At 41.5% G+C, this 15,950-nt stretch carries 10 protein-coding genes; 4 read left to right on the top strand and 6 right to left on the bottom strand.

The window, feature by feature from the left end:
* Positions 1-72 precede the first annotated feature (72 nt).
* On the top strand, positions 73-990 hold the full coding sequence (locus AC2TFD_RS27305) for a TRM11 family SAM-dependent methyltransferase (RefSeq protein ID WP_484674339.1): 918 nt from the start codon (positions 73-75) through the stop codon (positions 988-990).
* Between the two features lie 421 nt (positions 991-1,411).
* On the opposite strand, the gene AC2TFD_RS27300 is transcribed toward AC2TFD_RS27305, so the two are convergent.
* Entirely contained in the window at positions 1,412-1,801 is a 390-nt protein-coding gene (locus tag AC2TFD_RS27300) for a DUF1259 domain-containing protein (protein ID WP_335514630.1), read from the bottom strand.
* A gap of 583 nt (positions 1,802-2,384) precedes the next feature.
* On the bottom strand, positions 2,385-3,083 hold the full coding sequence (locus AC2TFD_RS27295; protein WP_335514627.1) for a class I SAM-dependent methyltransferase: 699 nt from the start codon (positions 3,081-3,083) through the stop codon (positions 2,385-2,387).
* Between the two features lie 349 nt (positions 3,084-3,432).
* On the opposite strand from AC2TFD_RS27295, the gene AC2TFD_RS27290 reads away from it, so the two are divergent.
* From AC2TFD_RS27290 to AC2TFD_RS27280, 3 genes are all read left to right on the top strand, one after another.
* Entirely contained in the window at positions 3,433-6,426 is a 2,994-nt protein-coding gene (locus AC2TFD_RS27290) for a fibronectin type III domain-containing protein (RefSeq protein ID WP_484674338.1), read from the top strand.
* Between the two features lie 397 nt (positions 6,427-6,823).
* The gene (locus AC2TFD_RS27285) at positions 6,824-9,217 is read left to right on the top strand and encodes a beta-glucosidase (RefSeq protein ID WP_335568652.1); all 2,394 of its coding nucleotides are present in this window, start codon (positions 6,824-6,826) and stop codon (positions 9,215-9,217) included.
* 188 nt (positions 9,218-9,405) lie between these two features.
* On the top strand, positions 9,406-10,938 hold the full coding sequence (locus tag AC2TFD_RS27280; RefSeq protein ID WP_335568653.1) for a right-handed parallel beta-helix repeat-containing protein: 1,533 nt from the start codon (positions 9,406-9,408) through the stop codon (positions 10,936-10,938).
* Between the two features lie 390 nt (positions 10,939-11,328).
* Here the strand turns inward: AC2TFD_RS27280 and AC2TFD_RS27275 are convergent, their stop codons facing one another.
* The 4 genes from AC2TFD_RS27275 to AC2TFD_RS27260 form a co-directional block, all read right to left on the bottom strand.
* Positions 11,329-13,269: an FtsX-like permease family protein gene (locus AC2TFD_RS27275; RefSeq protein ID WP_335568654.1), complete on the bottom strand. Its 1,941-nt coding sequence runs from the start codon at positions 13,267-13,269 to the stop codon at positions 11,329-11,331.
* The gene (locus AC2TFD_RS27270) at positions 13,259-14,020 is read right to left on the bottom strand and encodes an ABC transporter ATP-binding protein (RefSeq protein ID WP_335568655.1); all 762 of its coding nucleotides are present in this window, start codon (positions 14,018-14,020) and stop codon (positions 13,259-13,261) included. Before AC2TFD_RS27270 ends, AC2TFD_RS27275 begins: the two co-directional genes overlap by 11 nt.
* A gap of 99 nt (positions 14,021-14,119) precedes the next feature.
* Positions 14,120-15,124, bottom strand: a complete 1,005-nt coding sequence (locus tag AC2TFD_RS27265) for a sensor histidine kinase (RefSeq protein ID WP_335514613.1) — start codon at positions 15,122-15,124, stop codon at positions 14,120-14,122.
* Complete coding sequence (locus AC2TFD_RS27260; RefSeq protein WP_335514610.1) at positions 15,121-15,810, bottom strand: response regulator transcription factor; 690 nt, start codon at positions 15,808-15,810, stop codon at positions 15,121-15,123. Before AC2TFD_RS27260 ends, AC2TFD_RS27265 begins: the two co-directional genes overlap by 4 nt.
* Positions 15,811-15,950: the final 140 nt, after the last annotated feature.

Genomic DNA, 15,950 nt, shown 5'->3' with positions numbered 1-15,950 from the left:
CTCCCTTCAATAGGTGGTATTATTAGGATGTCTTATTTTAGAAAAATCATTATATAAAAGGAGGAGCCCAAATTGGCCACCTATATCTATACGTACGCAGGATATGAAGATGAACAATCTTTGCGGGCCTTAGAAATGCGCTCTTTGTTTAGTTTTGAAACCCAAAATAACATTCTTGAAAGTCCTGTAAAAATAGATCCCAGTCGAAGTCCGTTTATCAAGGAAAGAATTGCGGTGATTTTTGAGGGAGAAAGCCTTCAAGAGCTTCTCGAGATAGTTGGCGGTTTCGAGGTTACTGGAGAAACGTTTAAAGTGATTTATGTGAAAAATGGTGAGGAATCATTTGAGAAGCGCCGTGTGATTGAGCGTGAAGTTGGGTTAATGATTAAGGGTGTGGGAGATTTACGTAATCCACAGCGGTTGTTTGCGGTTATGTATGTAAACGGAAGATGGGTTTTCGGTGATTATGTGAAAGCTGAGTCTGTCTGGTTTCATCATCAACATAAACCGCACCAATACTCCACTGCACTTAGCACACGTGTGGCGAGGGCAGTGGTAAATATCGCCATTCCTGATCCAAACGGGATAAAGGCGATTGATCCTTGCTGCGGGATTGGGACTGTTCTTGTGGAGGCACTGTCGATGGGGATGGATATTGTCGGGAGCGACAATAACCCAGTAATCCTTGCCGGGACACGAGAAAATATCGCTCACTTTGGCTATAAGGCTGAAGTGAAGTATAAAGATATGCGCGAAATTACGCAGCATTATCACGTCGCAATCATTGATTTACCCTACAACCTGTGTTCGGTGATCTCACCGGATGAAAAGCAGGAAATGCTTCAAAGTGCGCGGATGTTTGCGGATCGAGTCGTCGTGGTAACCGTTGAACCGATTGATGAGATTTTAAGGCGTGCTGGATTTGTTATTGTCGATCGAGCGGTTGCGAAAAAAGGAGGATTTACTCGGGAAGTAATTGTGTGCAGATAAAGAAAGGGTTGGTTGTATTAATCACTGTGAACTGAAATATGGTTCCTCTTCCATAAAGGCAAATGATCGAAGCTGAGCTAATTTCGGACAAGGAGGGCCCAAAGAAGCAAGGACGAGTCCGAAGTCGTGCGAACTTCGAACGGGGTAAGCTAAAAATGTGTAATTATGTCGGAAAAAATACCAATCTTCCATCAGAACAAAAATTATATAATAGGAATCACTTTTTTTTTAAAGGACGTAAAGTTTTTTTAAAATATCTGCAAAATGTCCTTTAGGTTAAACTGACGTTGTACCAATCATAAATGTATGGAGTAGTTAGCTTTTGTTCAGGAAATAGCAATTGATGAAGTTAATTGTTGGGCCAATTTTTTAATGGAAGTGACAGGCTTTTTTAAAAGGTGCTATGAGATTGATTTTTAAATCACCTTAGCACCTTAAATGCTTCTGCAACTTTACGGGCAAAGTTTAATGGTGGTTCAACGGATTGAAAGTGAATATAAAGAATGTTTGGTTTTGTGTACAGCCAATGATTATGAATTGCGCTTATGATTATCCCATTTTTAATTAGAATTGCTGAAAACTTCGGAATCTCTTCATCGAGTATAACTGTTTCACCAAGATTAAGTGCATTACCTTCATAATCCAAGGATTCAAAGGATATTGCTGCATGAAGTTCACCACGACTGGGACGACCTTGAATTGTGACATTTAGATTACGCATAATTTCTACAGTGCAAACCCCATTATGAATTTTGGGAGTTTCTTTTAAGATTTGACCAAATTCTTGACAAACTGTATTGATATTTTGCATAAGAACTCTCCCCTATAATCAATTTATTTAAATTATGCTTTGGGGAAACGTTTAGTAACTTGTATTGCACTTTCTGAAAAATAATCAATCGCTGTATAACTGCCTTTGCTCTAAGCGACAATACACTGATACAGTATATAGATAGCCTCCTAGTCATTCTACAATCCGTACTAATGAAAGAGATCATATAAATGATTTCCATAAAAAGTGCAAGCAGCATTTATATCAAATTGTTCAAGTTGAATTAAATGATGGCTCTGTTTATCAGGGGATACTTCATAGTTATGACAGGGACAAAATGTATATCCTTATGCCGAAGACGGGGCATTCTCATATGCCAGCGCATACAATGGAAGAAAGTAGTGAAAGTAGACAGTTTTCCCCATTCTTTGGACCTTTTGGGTTATTTGGTTTCCTTTTTTTGGAATCAGAAGATTCGGACCATTTTTCCCATTCTTTATTTAAAAACGATGCAAAAAAGGCTTGTAGTGGATATGTCCCTACAGGCCTTTTCTATATATAAGTTAAATTGCATTGTGGGCAGTCAATTATAAATTTTTTCGATATGAAAGTTTCTAAATGACTATTTGGTACATAAAAATACCCTGTAGTCCAAAGTCCCCTGATATTTTGCCATTAAATTAAAATGCTGCTGCATGATTTCATAGAGTTCAGGTTCAATATACTCAGAGTATTGGAATTCGGGTAGTGAATCGTTTTGGAGGATAGATGACTTTGTTAAAATCGTTTTTATATTTTTAAAATCAGCCTGTTCAAATAAGGTTAACCAGTCCCTTTCCATAAGAATAGAATCTAACCCATAAAATTGTTTAATTTCCTTCTCGAAATTCGCCCCAATCCTTCTATTAACAGTAAGCTCATTTGCAATAAACCGGCCGCCATTCTTTAATAATCGAAATATTTCTTTAAGTGCTCTAGGCTTGTTGACAAAAGAAAGAACAGATTCGGAAATAATAAAATCATATTGACTGTCTGGTAACGGACATTTCTCTATTGAGCCCTGAATAATTTTCACCGGTAATTGGTAGGATATCATTCTATTTTTTGCTTTTCCCACCATGATTGGATTAATATCCATCCCTGTTACTTTTGCACCATAACGTCCCGCTAAATAGGCAGCCGTTTGGCCAGTACCACAACCTACATCTAAAATTCGAGAAAATTTGCTAATCTTTTCATTCTCGAATATTTGCTGTGTTAGTTTAATACCACCAGGATGTGCACCACTAACGCCAAATTTGGACAAAAAATCTAAATACATTGAAGCCCTAATGAGAACCACCTTCTCCATTTATCTTATTTGTATAATATGAATATATAAATAGGATGGTTCCTTCCATTGAAAGTTACGGTGAACGGTCTGCAGAACTAGGGGCATGGATATAAATTTCCCTGCAATTTGTCATTAAGGTAAGGTAATTGTTTGTGAAGGTGGACTTGAGGGGGAAGACCCAGAAGGATCGGTTACGATTGTTGAAGTGGAAAAGGGGAAAGTCACGAACATTTAGACTCACGAAATATGTAAAATTTTAGAAAAAACTAATACCAAATGGCCCACAAACCCTATATAATAATTATGTTAGGAAAATTTTATATAAGGGGGTTGGGATTTGCGTAAAGGTAAATGGATGAATCTTTCAATCGTTCTAGTATTCTTGTTTTCTTTGTTTAGTCCGTTTGCAAGTTCGAAGACTTTTGCAGCAGCGGGACTACAGTTGCTCGACGTTACGGATAAAAAAGAATCTACGGTTCTTGTTTGGGAAGTGGTGAACAAACAGGACGAGGAGCTTACGAACTACCAATTAATAAAAAATGGCGAAGTTGTTGACATTGAACAGGCAGCCTTACATGAATCAGCAGAAAACAATGTAAAGCGGTATTCCTACGAGGATCAAGATGTCGAAATGAATACAGTCTATACATACGAAATTGCTGCCTATTTATCCACAGGTGAAAAAGTAGTAAGTGCGCCAGTGAAACATACTTTTGTTGGACAAGCAGAAGAAATACAAGCCAAATTGACAGATACCTCTGTTGGACAAGCAGAAGAAATACAAGCCAAATTGACAGATACCTCTGTTGGACTAGCAGAAGAAATACAAGTCAAATTGGCAGACACCTCTGTTGGGAAAACTGAAGAAATTGAAGTCAAATTGGCAGATATCTCTGAAGCAGATGTCGTCACAAACATTAAAGTGATGACGGATCAAGGAAACATTCCTTGGATATTTGATTTTACCGTTGACGGTGTAAGTGAAAAAGGTACTAAAGTAAGTTATTTTGGTGATTTGGATGATGAAGGATATTTTGTAGACTACGATACAGAATCCCGTAACATCGAACTTCCAATCGGAACTTACACCCTGAGTACGGACAACTACTCAACGGGAGAAGTCATTCGTGCGGAGTTCACGATTGAAAGTGGAATTGATTATGTAACAAACCCAATTGATGTGGTATTGCCTGATGAGCAGCTGATTATCAAGAAGGTTTTGAAGATTGAAGGAAAGACGGAACAATCTATTTCAATCTGGTGGGATGAGCCTGTCGATTTCCAAGAAGGTGATAAATACCTTGTGTATTTAGATGATGAGCTGGTTGAAGAAATTACTGACCAATTTAATACTTTTTACACGTATTCTGGGTTATCACCGGAAACTCTGTATCAGGTGAGAGTAGATTATAACTACAAGGATGGAGCGACTGAGACCTTAACGGCAGATGTTACAACATCAGCTTCTCCAACAGGTGAAATCGTTGCATTTGCCGATGAAAATTTAAAAAATGCTATCAAGGAACAATTGAAAATCACTCATCGTGATATCTACACAGATGACATGGAAAATTTGACTAGTCTTGATGCAGGCTATTCGGATATTCGTAATCTAACAGGCCTCGAATCTGCAATCAATCTAGATGACCTCTTGCTATATGGTAACCAGATTGAAGATCTCTCGCCGATAGCAAACCTAACCAATCTAGTATCTTTAGATTTAGATGAAAATTTAATTACGAGTCTAGAAGATTTAATCAATCTCAAGAATCTTGAAACCTTGTTATTATCTTTCAATCAAATTAAGGATATTCGTGTCCTTGATGAATTGCCGAAGCTCTCATATGTGACGTTATACCGTAATGAGAGTCTTGATTTTTCAAAAGGCTCAGAAAATGCTGAGGTTTTAAAAAGCCTTCTCGCAGCTGGTGTTACCGTTGAGTGGCTGTTAGAAGACAACGAAATATTGATTCAGGATGTAACTGAATCCTCCGTTGCAATAGAAATTAGTTTCCCAAGAGTTACTGATTTCGTAAGTACCTATAACCTTTATCTTAATGGTGAGTTAGCTGCAGAAATTCCAGTTGGTAAGAATGAATATCTGTTAACGGATCTTGAGCCATTAACAGAATATGAGATTTCAATCGATGCCATCGATAAGGATGGTATTATTTGGGGAAGTGCGTATTCCTATGTGAAGACACCATCTATACCAGAGGGTGAGTTGGTTCAGTTTAAGGACGAAGCTCTAGAAAAGGCGGTACATGATGCATTGCATATTCGCTCCCGCGATTTATACGAGAGTGATATGAAAGTTCTGACAAGCTTAGATGCCAGCAATCGAGGGATTAAGGCCCTTGATGGATTAGAGTACGCTGTTAATCTTGAGGAATTGCTATTAGATTTAAACGAAGTAAGTAATCTAGAGCCGATCGCAGGATTAACCAATTTAGTGCATTTATCTTTGAGCAAGAATAAGCTATCAGACATTTCAGGTTTAGCTTCATTAACAAATCTAGTATCGTTAGTGCTCGATCATAATGAAATAACGGATATCCGTTCTTTATCGCAATTGTCAAACCTTAGCCTGCTCTCCTTCCAAGGAAACAACGTCAACGATATCCAGGCATTATCAGGACTAAATATCGAATATCTTAACATCGGCTATAACGAAATTGAAGACATTTCAAGCTTGCTGGCATTAGAGAATTTACAATTTGTTTTAGTCATGAAGAATCCATTAGATTTAACGGAAGGATCTGACGATCAGTCTGTGGTCCAGACATTACAAGACAATGGGGTCATGGTTAGTTATGAATATCTCGATATTTCAGCACATAACGTAACGAAGGATTCTGTAGAGATTCGTTGGCTGCCTGTTCCGGAAGATGGAAATGTGGATTACACTTACTATCTCATGGTGGATGGGAAAGAAATTACATCTGAAATTCAGGATTCTTCCTATATCCTAACTGATCTTCAAGCTGATACAGAGTATATGATTGAAGTTTTTGGAATGAGTGCTGACTTTGAACGCTTCATTTATGGAACGACTGTTGTTAAGACAGCTGGAGACGAGAAGAATCCCGGAGAGGGAACGGAAAAACCTGGTGATGGAGCTGTTGGGGAAGAAGGAAAGGCTCCAACTGATCAAAAAACAAATCCTGTAACGGATGATCAAGCCCAAGTTCAAACGCCAAATGGCAATCAAAACAGCGGTGGAAGCAACCTGCCAAACACAGCAAGCAATATGTACAATAACGTCTTAATTGGATTTGTTTTACTCGCGTTTGGAGTACTTTGGCTGCGAAGAAGAAAGCAAAATTCTTGATAGGCAATTGGTATAGCCTTGACCTCACAATGGGGTCAGGCTATTTTTTTTAAATAGAACTACGGCAGCTTTGGTAATTGGTCTTTATACATTTTTCGTAATTCACTTAGTTTTTGTAAGTTCTGGAGTGATTGCTGCTCAAGATTTTGGCCAATTCCGAGAATAAAGGTTTCTACTAAAAAGGTTGGTGGCGATCATCGAGTGAAATTCCCACAACTCTCCTCTATTTGTATAGAAAATATAATCTCCTTCCTCATGAAAATCTGAATCAAAACCACGGCTTTTTACGGCTTTTAAAAACGAATTATTTTAATACGAATAGACAACTAGCTGTATGGGAGATATTAAAATGAAATGAATATTCCAATAGACAACTAGATGTAAAGGAGATAGTCAGATGAAAAGAATGATTTCAATTTTATTGACAGCAATACTCTTCATTTCTACGTTCCTAATGCCTACGAATGTGATGAACGTTATGGCGCAAGGGACCAAGCCCTGGATGAACACAAAGCTTTCTGCTGAGGAGCGTACCAAGCTGCTTCTCGATGCGATGACGCTGGAACAGAAAATTCAGCAAATCGCCATATCGCGCTTCAATGAGAACGACAAAGGTGAAACAATCGTCATTAAAAGAGGCGGTACTAACAAGTACCAGAGCGGTGTATTCCCGCCTCAGGGTACTCTGCCCGGCTGTGAGTTTCAGGACACCGGCCGTCAGATTCGTGGAATCGAGGAACTGGGTATCCCCACAGTACGAATGACCAACGGCGGTACGGGTGTGAAGGGCGGATCGTGTCATAATGACCCGGTGGCGACGGGCCTGCCGTCCACCGTGGCTATGGCCGCGACCTTCAACCGCGGGCTGAACTATGAGGCCGGTCGAATCCTCGGCCAGGAGACACGTGCCTTCGCGCATCATGTGATGCTTGGACCTGGTATGAACCTTGTGCGTCACCCGTACGGTGGCCGGAACTATGAGTACTTCAGTGAGGACCCATACCTAACGGGTATCCTGGCGACCGAGCAGGTCAAGGGCATCCAAAAACAAGGGGTCCAGGCCCAACTCAAGCATCTAGCTGGCAACGAGCAAGAAACCGAGCGTTGGACAATGGGTGTCCAGGTTCCCTCAAAGGCGATGAATGAGTTGTACATGCTGCCATTTGAGATGACCGTCAAGGGTGCTAACCCAGCCTCCGTGATGTGCTCGTTCCCAGATGTCAACGGCACCTATGCCTGTGACAGCCCTGAACTGCTGCAAGATGCACTAAGGAGAAACTGGGGCTTCGGCGGTTACGTGATGAGTGACCGTCGCGCGATTCACAACACGGTATCTGCCATCAAGGCGGGCACGAATGTTGAACTCGACTGGGCACCGCAGTACTACACTCAAGCGAAGATCAAGCAGGCCATTGACTCGGGTGAGGTGACCGAGAACGACATTGACAATCTACTTCGTCCACGGTACATCAAGATGATCGAGTTCGGCCACATGGATAAGCCTTTCGACAAGTTCCTGCCGGAGATCGTCGATCCGATGGCCAACGGCGCCAGCGCTCGGAAGATGGCCGAGGAAGGGGCCGTGCTGTTGAAGAACGATAAAGGCTTCCTGCCGCTGGACGGCAAGCCGAAATCAATCGCGCTGATCGGTGTCGAGTGGTTCGCCGGTATGGCCAAGATGTCCCCGCGCTCCATTCGGATAAACAACGAGAACGTTGTGACCCCTTATACGGTCACACCAAAACAGGGTCTAGAGAATGTCATCAAGGAGCGGGGCTACGGCACAAAGGTGACATATAACGATGGCCGTGACCCGCAGGCTGCTGCCAAGCTAGCCGCTGAGTCTGACGTCGTGCTGCTCATGATCGGCGACACCCCGGGTGAGACCGTAGACCGCGAAACTCTCGGCTTCCCGGCCATTCCCGTCGACATGAACGCGGCCCCAGAGAACTGGGTGAAGCAGGAGCCAATGATTGACGCGGTTCTGAAAGCCAATGCAAAGAAAACGGTTGTGGTCTTGAAAACTTCCGGTACGGTGCTCATGCCGTGGCTGAATACGGTCCCTGCAGTCCTCGAAGCATGGTATCCGGGTATGGAGGATGGCAATGCCGTCGCCAATCTGCTCTACGGTAAGGTCAATCCGTCCGGCAAGCTGCCGATGACGTTCGGTGCCACTGAGCGTGAGGCCGCCTTCGCGACCGAGAAGCAGTTCCCCGGAACCCGTCAAAAGACTGGCAAGCCAGGAGGCCCTGGCCCGTACGGTAACGGTTCCGACCAGTTAATTGCCCAGTACACAGAGGGACTTCAGATGGGCTACCGCTGGTACGAGGCCAACAAAGTGAAGCCTGTCTTCCCATTTGGTTACGGCCTGTCGTACACGACCTTTAAGTATGGAAATCTCAAGGTGAATAGGGTCCGTGATAAAGGAAAGTTGACTGGTATTGATGTGACCTTCACCATCACAAACACCGGTAAAGTTGCCGGCAAAGAAGTGGCACAGGTTTATCTGACCCTGCCGGATGTGGCGGGACAGCCGGCCAAGCGACTCGTTAACTTCGAGAAGGTTGATCTTAAGCCCGGTGAGAGCAAGCGAGTGAATCTGCGGATTAACCAGGCCGGTTCCAACCACCCGTTCTCCTATTTCATTCCGAAAGAACCGGGCAACCTGGCGAACTGGGCTGACGGCGAGTGGGCTACAGCTGCCGGAAAATACCGCGTGCATGTCGGTGGTTCCTCAACAGACACCCCGTTAGTAAAGGACGTCCCGTTGAACTTCAAACTCAAAAGGTAAATCACATCGATAGACCTTTGACTATGGGATGACGTCGGCGACTGGGGAGAAATCGTCAGGCACTCCGAAGATAGTGAGCCCGCAGGCACGGTTAATCAAGCCGAGCTCAGCGGGCTCATTGCTTTTATAGACATCTTCATGGGCGACGAATGAGACGAAGAAAGTTAAGGAAGGACGTGAGAAGTATTATGAAAGAATCCGTTCAAAAAAGCAGGAGAGGTCCGGCGCATTTGTGGTGTGTGGTCTTTGGCCTGATGGTCCTCTTGACCGGATGTGCCGTTGCGGAATCCGAAGGGCCGGCCGGGAGCGATGACGCCGTGGAACCCGCCCCGTCCGAGCACGGTGACTGGCAGGCACCCGGTTTGGTGGACAGGTCCGGTGCGCCAATCGAGGTGCCGACGCCCGGTCCGGCCACTGGCAGGACCTTGGACGTTATGGACTTCGGGGCAGATCCGGATCCGGACTCACAAGACGACGCAGCAGCCATCCGTGCGGCCCTGGACGCGGCCAAACAAGGAGACGAGGTCATGCTACCGGCCGGCACGTATGACCTGCGCTCCACTGACCCGGCCGACGAGTCGGCGAACATCGTGTTGCGCAGCGGTGTGGACCTTCGCGGAGAGGGCAAGGAGAGAACCGTGCTGCTGACCTCCCTCGACGGCGAGGATGACAGCCGGGTGATCCGCGGCTCCGGCGTCCACGACGTCATCGTCGCCGACTTCACCATTACCTCCCGTCATAAGGGTCCACTCGGCGACGACCCTGACGACAGCGATGCGGGTGGCGGCCCGATGTACGGGATTTACCTCGGAGCCCACAAAGGGAAGGCCAGCTCCCGGGTCCTTGTGGAGAACCTGGGCATCCGCAGGTTCGAGCGCCACGGGATCTCCGTCAAGGCCAGCAGTGAAGTGACTCTCTCTGGAAACTACGTCAGTGAGGCAACTGCCGTCGGCCCTGGCGGCCAGGGCTACGGCATCGCTATCGAGGGCACAGCGGACCAGAACGACCCGGATGCCGCCAACGATTCCCGGCACAATGTCGTCATCGGCAATACCTTCGATGGCAGGCATCTGCGGCACGCTATTCTGCTGCAGTTCCCCACGCACAACAATCTCGTGGCGGAGAATACCATCACCGGCAGCCTGCTCGACGCCATCGATCTGCACGGCGAGGGTGAATACCTGAACGAGATCCGGAACAACACGGTCATCGGCGGACAGCGGGCGGGCATCGCGCTGGGCAATTCCGGCGGGGCCAAGAACAAACACGACGCCTCAGGACCAGGAAACTGGGTCCACTCCAACGACCTAATTGAAAATCGTCAGGGAGTCCTCGTCATCCTGGGAACTCCTGACACCCTCATCGAGGACAACAGGATCACCGCCGGGAAGGATTCGAAAGCCGGCATCGAGGTCCGCAATGCGCCGGGCACGGAGTTGCGCGGTAACCACATCACAGGGGGGAAGGACGGGTTCTGGGCCATCCGGCTCGATGAGGACCGTGGTGCTGACGGGCGGGGCAAAGGAATCCCCTCAGGCATCAGGATCGAGTCCAACGTCATTCGACAGGCAGCCAACGGCATCAGGATCGATGCAGGGGAGGACCTCAGCATGGTCGAAAACGTCGTCGACGGCATCGACGGAGCGGAGCTGAGGGTGGCCGACGGGATTGAGGTGAGCCGGTCGGCTCAGCGATCTAACTCGACTAGGGACCATAAGTAAATGAGGCTTTTAGGCAAAAAACTTTTTTTCACTCGCAATAACACATTTTAAATTTAAGAATCTAAATAGACGGAAAAATTCCGCCTATTGACTCGAAAAACGTGAAAATGGGGGATTTTGCTTTGCATAACCGGAAAACCTCCGCTTATTTTTTCTTTCGCTGGTTACTTAATTAATGATAGGACTTCTATTTAAATGAAAGTGACGGGTTTTTTAACAAAAAGGGTGCTTTGATTTTAGCATTCTTTTTGTTATCTAAAATAATCCAAGGGAACCTCATTTAGATACATCACGGTGAACCGTACCATAAGTAAATGGGGTTATTTACTAAAAGCTTAAATTAAATTAGGCTCCAGCCATATTAGACTGGAGCTTTATCATTTTCTATGATTATAGTGCCTCTTTAATCACCTTTTTGTAATAGAGGACGGATAGTATACCGAAAATCGAGTATAATGCGGTATATAATAACATGACCATTATCATTGGTGTCCATAATTCAGTACCAAACATGAACCAACCAGATTTTACGGCAAAATAACTATGGGCTAAGCCAATAACTAAAGGGATACCAAAATTAAAGATTTGCTTGGCTTGAATGCCTCTTAACAAGTCTCCTTGAGTGAATCCAAGCTTTCTTAATATCGTATAGTTCGGCTTTTCTTCTTCGCTTTCATCCATTTGTTTAAAGTATAAAATACATCCAGAGGTAACTAAAAAGGTTAATCCTAAAAATCCAACGATAAACATGATAAGCCCGATGTTTCTTTTCTGATTATTGCTCATTTCTAGAACTGAATCATTTTTACCAGTAAAATTTATATCTTGAAAAAGATCATTGGCTTCTACCATTTTGGTTTCATCTTGCAATTTAATTCCAATATAAAGAGTGGATTCCTTTTGAATTTCTGGGTCAATATCTTTTTTTAATCGCTCAAAAATAGTTTCATCCACAATGGCGACGGGGAATCCACCGCTTGTAAAACGGAATGATACGATGTAGTCCTTCCTTAGGCCGATATAATTTTGCGGTATCACTTCATTTATCCCTTTTAATTCGATTTGACCTGAACTTTTTAGCGGCATAAATTTTTCTATTGTATCATTATAACCGGTAAAAAGGGTTTCCTCTGCAGATAAATCAATACTGTTGGCGGCCTTGTCACTGATGACAGGAATGGTCATGTTCTTTGGATCAGAATTTAGCTCCTCTATATTTATTTCCGTTATTTTTTCTAAGTTTGCATGGACCTGAATGACTTCGATCATTTTTTCATTATATTTAATTTCATTTCCTGCTAACGCTTCTTTAAAGTCTTCAGCATCTTGTTTATTTGTCATTGAAAAATCAGCAACCACATTATTTTCGGCTAATCTTTCTGCTGAGAAGTGCGAAATATAGCTTAAGGATAACAAGCCGATAGCAAGTGCGGATACAGTCGTAATAATCGTTAATAATAGAGCATTTGATTTCATCCGAAACATAATGGATGAAAGAGATAATACTTCATTTATATTCAAATAACCACCTTTCTTTTTTCGAATCACATAAAAGATAAATCGAACGGATCCTTTGTAAAAAAGATAAGTCCCAATAATAACAGAGGCTAAAATGAAGAGCATGGCTAAGAATAGTTCAGCCATTGTTGTAAAGTCCCCGCCAAATAATTTGGATGAAATATAATAGCCTAAAAGGATCATTAAGATACCTAAAATTCCGTAGATCATTTCAAACAAGGACACTTTTTTAACTTTTTCTTCTGTTGATGAAAGAACTCTAAATAAGGACAAGATACTTTGTCTTTTAATAAATATATAATTCATCAACATAATAAAGATATAGATAATAGAAAAGACAACAACCGTTTTCACCAATGCTTCTGTTGAAAATCTTAATGTGGCAGCGGACTCAACACCTGTTATTTTCAGTAAGATCATCATGATTAATCTTGAAACAGAAAACCCAATAAAGATTCCAATGAATAAGGAACTGAAATATAGGATTAAATTTTCAAATGTGAGAATGCGGAAGATTCGGCCTTTTGTCATTCCTATTAACTGAAATAAACCGATTTCTTTACTGCGTCGTTTAATAAAAATGTTATTTGCGTATAAAAGAAAAATCGAGACGATTGCAACGAGTAAAACGGATGCTGTTCCCATTGCAGCTGCACCTTTAATCGAACCCTTTGTTTTATCCATAGCAGGGTCATATTGTAGTGTGACAAAGGCAAAATAAAGAGAGACCGTAAAGATTAAAGCAAACACATAGAGATAATAATTTTTGATATTCTTTTTCAGGTTTTGAAAGATGAGTTGATTAATGCTCATTTTGCACCCCGCTTAATACTCCTTGTGTTTTCATGATGTCATGGAAGAAGTTCTGTCTAGATTCTTCCCCCTTTGTTAATTGAGTATAAATTTGTCCGTCTTTGATAAAAATAACACGGTTACAATAGCTTGCTGCGACTGGATCGTGGGTAACCATTAGAATCGTTGCATTTCTTTTTTGATTTAAATCGCTTAGTTTGTTTAACAAATCTGAAGCGGATTTTGAATCGAGCGCTCCGGTTGGTTCGTCAGCAAAAATAATACTTGGCTCATGAATAAAGGCTCGAGCTGCAGACGTACGTTGTTTTTGTCCACCGGAAATTTCATTTGGATATTTATCTTTAATGTCATAAATGCCGAGCTCTTCAGCCAAAGTATGAAATTTATGATTTGCTTCGCTCTTTGGTGTTTTTGTAATCGATAATGGTAAGAGTATATTTTCTTTAACTGTTAATGTATCTAGTAAATTATATTCTTGAAAAATAAATCCTAGATGATTCTTTCGAAATTCAGCTAATTGCTTTTCCCTCATTGCTGTCATTTCTTTTCCCTCGATATTAATTGTCCCATAACTAACTTTATCAATGGATGAAAGAACATTGAGCAGAGTTGTTTTCCCTGAACCCGATGCTCCCATGATACTAACAAATTCCCCTTTTTTAATGGTTACATCCAGGCCCTTCAGTACTTCTTGTTTGTTAAATTTATTGCCATAACTTTTATGAATTTTTGCTGCCTCTAATATATTCATATCCACACACCCCATGATTTGATAGTTTTAGTATAAATGGCTTTGTTGTTCAATTCCTTCGATTGATGATACAAATAATAAAAGCATGTGACAATTTTGTCACATGCTTGTGATATGAAGGAATTGATTTCTTTTTGGAAAGATCAATGTAAAAGTCGTACCCGTTCCAAGTGTTGAATGTACTTCTATATGAATTAATAATGGCTTTGCTGATTTTTTTGCTAAATATAACCCCATGCCTGTTGCAGCATTATCTTGATGTTTTGCAGTTGATGTAAAGCCTTTATCAAATATACGAGATACATCCTTTGGATCGATGCCGCGGCCAAAGTCTTTTACCTCAAGAATGGTCTGTTCATCTTGTTGATAGCTTTTAATGATAATATCGGAAGCATCACTATATTTTATTGCATTTGTTAATAGCTGTCTGATGATAAAGGCTAGCCATTTGGCATCACTAAGTACTTCTTTAACCTCTATTTGTAAATCAAAGCCCATTCCTTTTTGAATACACCATGATTGTAAATCTTTAATTTCCTTCGTAATTAAGACGGTTAAATCTATAACCTCAATATACAAATCATTTTCTATAAATGGTATACGTTTTTGATGAAGCTGCTGGTCTAGTAGTAGATGAATTCGTAACCATTCATAGGTTAATTGAGATTTCATTGTTTTATTGTCTATTCGATCAATCATTAATCGTATAGCTGTTAACGGTGTTTTAACTTCATGAATCCAAGATAATAATTGGTCTTTCTCCTGCTCTAGGGAAATCAGATTTTGTGAAGCAATTTGTTTCAGTAATTCAGTCTGGTTCGTAACTGCATTTTCAATGATTTTTTCAAAAGGACTATCTGGATTAGATATACTCGTTAAGTCAAGATTGTTTTCCCATGCTTCTATACTTTTATAAAATTTTGTTTCATTATTGTAGCGGATCATTAAAAATAGGATGAAAATAATCGTTGATAAAAAGACAATGTAGACGATAGGCATTAATGGGATTGTTGTATCAAAATAAGCAACTAGGATGAAAAAAAAATGTAAAAATAAAAAGAGAATAATCCAGCTGCGTCTTTCAATTAAAAATTTTTTGATCATCCGAAATCTCTCTCTTTAGCAATATAACCTTGACCAACTTTTGTTTCGATAAACTGTCCTAAGCCAAGCTCCTCCAGTTTTTTTCGTAATCGGTTTACATTGACAGTTAAGGTATTATCGCTTACAAAGCGCTCATCATCCCATAAGCTTTTGATTAATTCCTCCCGGCTAACTATTTTATTCTTCTGGTCAATTAGTAGTTTTAAAATATAAATTTCGTTCTTTGTTAGCTCAATTGAACCTGAGTCATTCATGACAGAATTTCTCTCAAAATCTATTGTTGCACCGCACCATGTTTTAAGTAAAATTGGTTCATTATTGTAATTATATACCCGCCGAAGAATCGCCTGTATCTTCGCAATGAGTACATCAAAATGAAAAGGCTTTTGAATAAAATCATCTGCACCAAGCTGCATGGACATAACCATATCAGTAGGATGATCGCGGGAAGATAAAAATAGAATGGGAACGTTTGAATTGGATCGAATCATTCGGCACCAATGGAACCCATCAAATTTTGGCAATTGAATATCAATAATGACTAAATCAGGTTTTATCATTGTGAATTCTTGAAACACTTGACCAAAATCAGCAATACCAAATACATCGTAAGACCACCCAGCCAACCTATCTTTGATTTCATTAAATAATGTTTCGTCATCTTCAATTAACAATAATTTAAACAAATGATTCACCACACTTTTTGCTTTTCCTTACCTAAATTGTATAGGAAAAATTTTCTTGGTGCTAGGTTGAAGATTTTAATGCATGAACGAGTATCCGAAGCGAATCGGTTTAATGCGATTTTAAAAAACAAATTAGAGGT

Source organism: Neobacillus sp. plas4, from assembly GCF_057221695.1.
The sequence above is the reverse complement of the archived record's forward strand: the minus strand, read 5'-3'. Positions and strand labels throughout refer to the sequence as shown.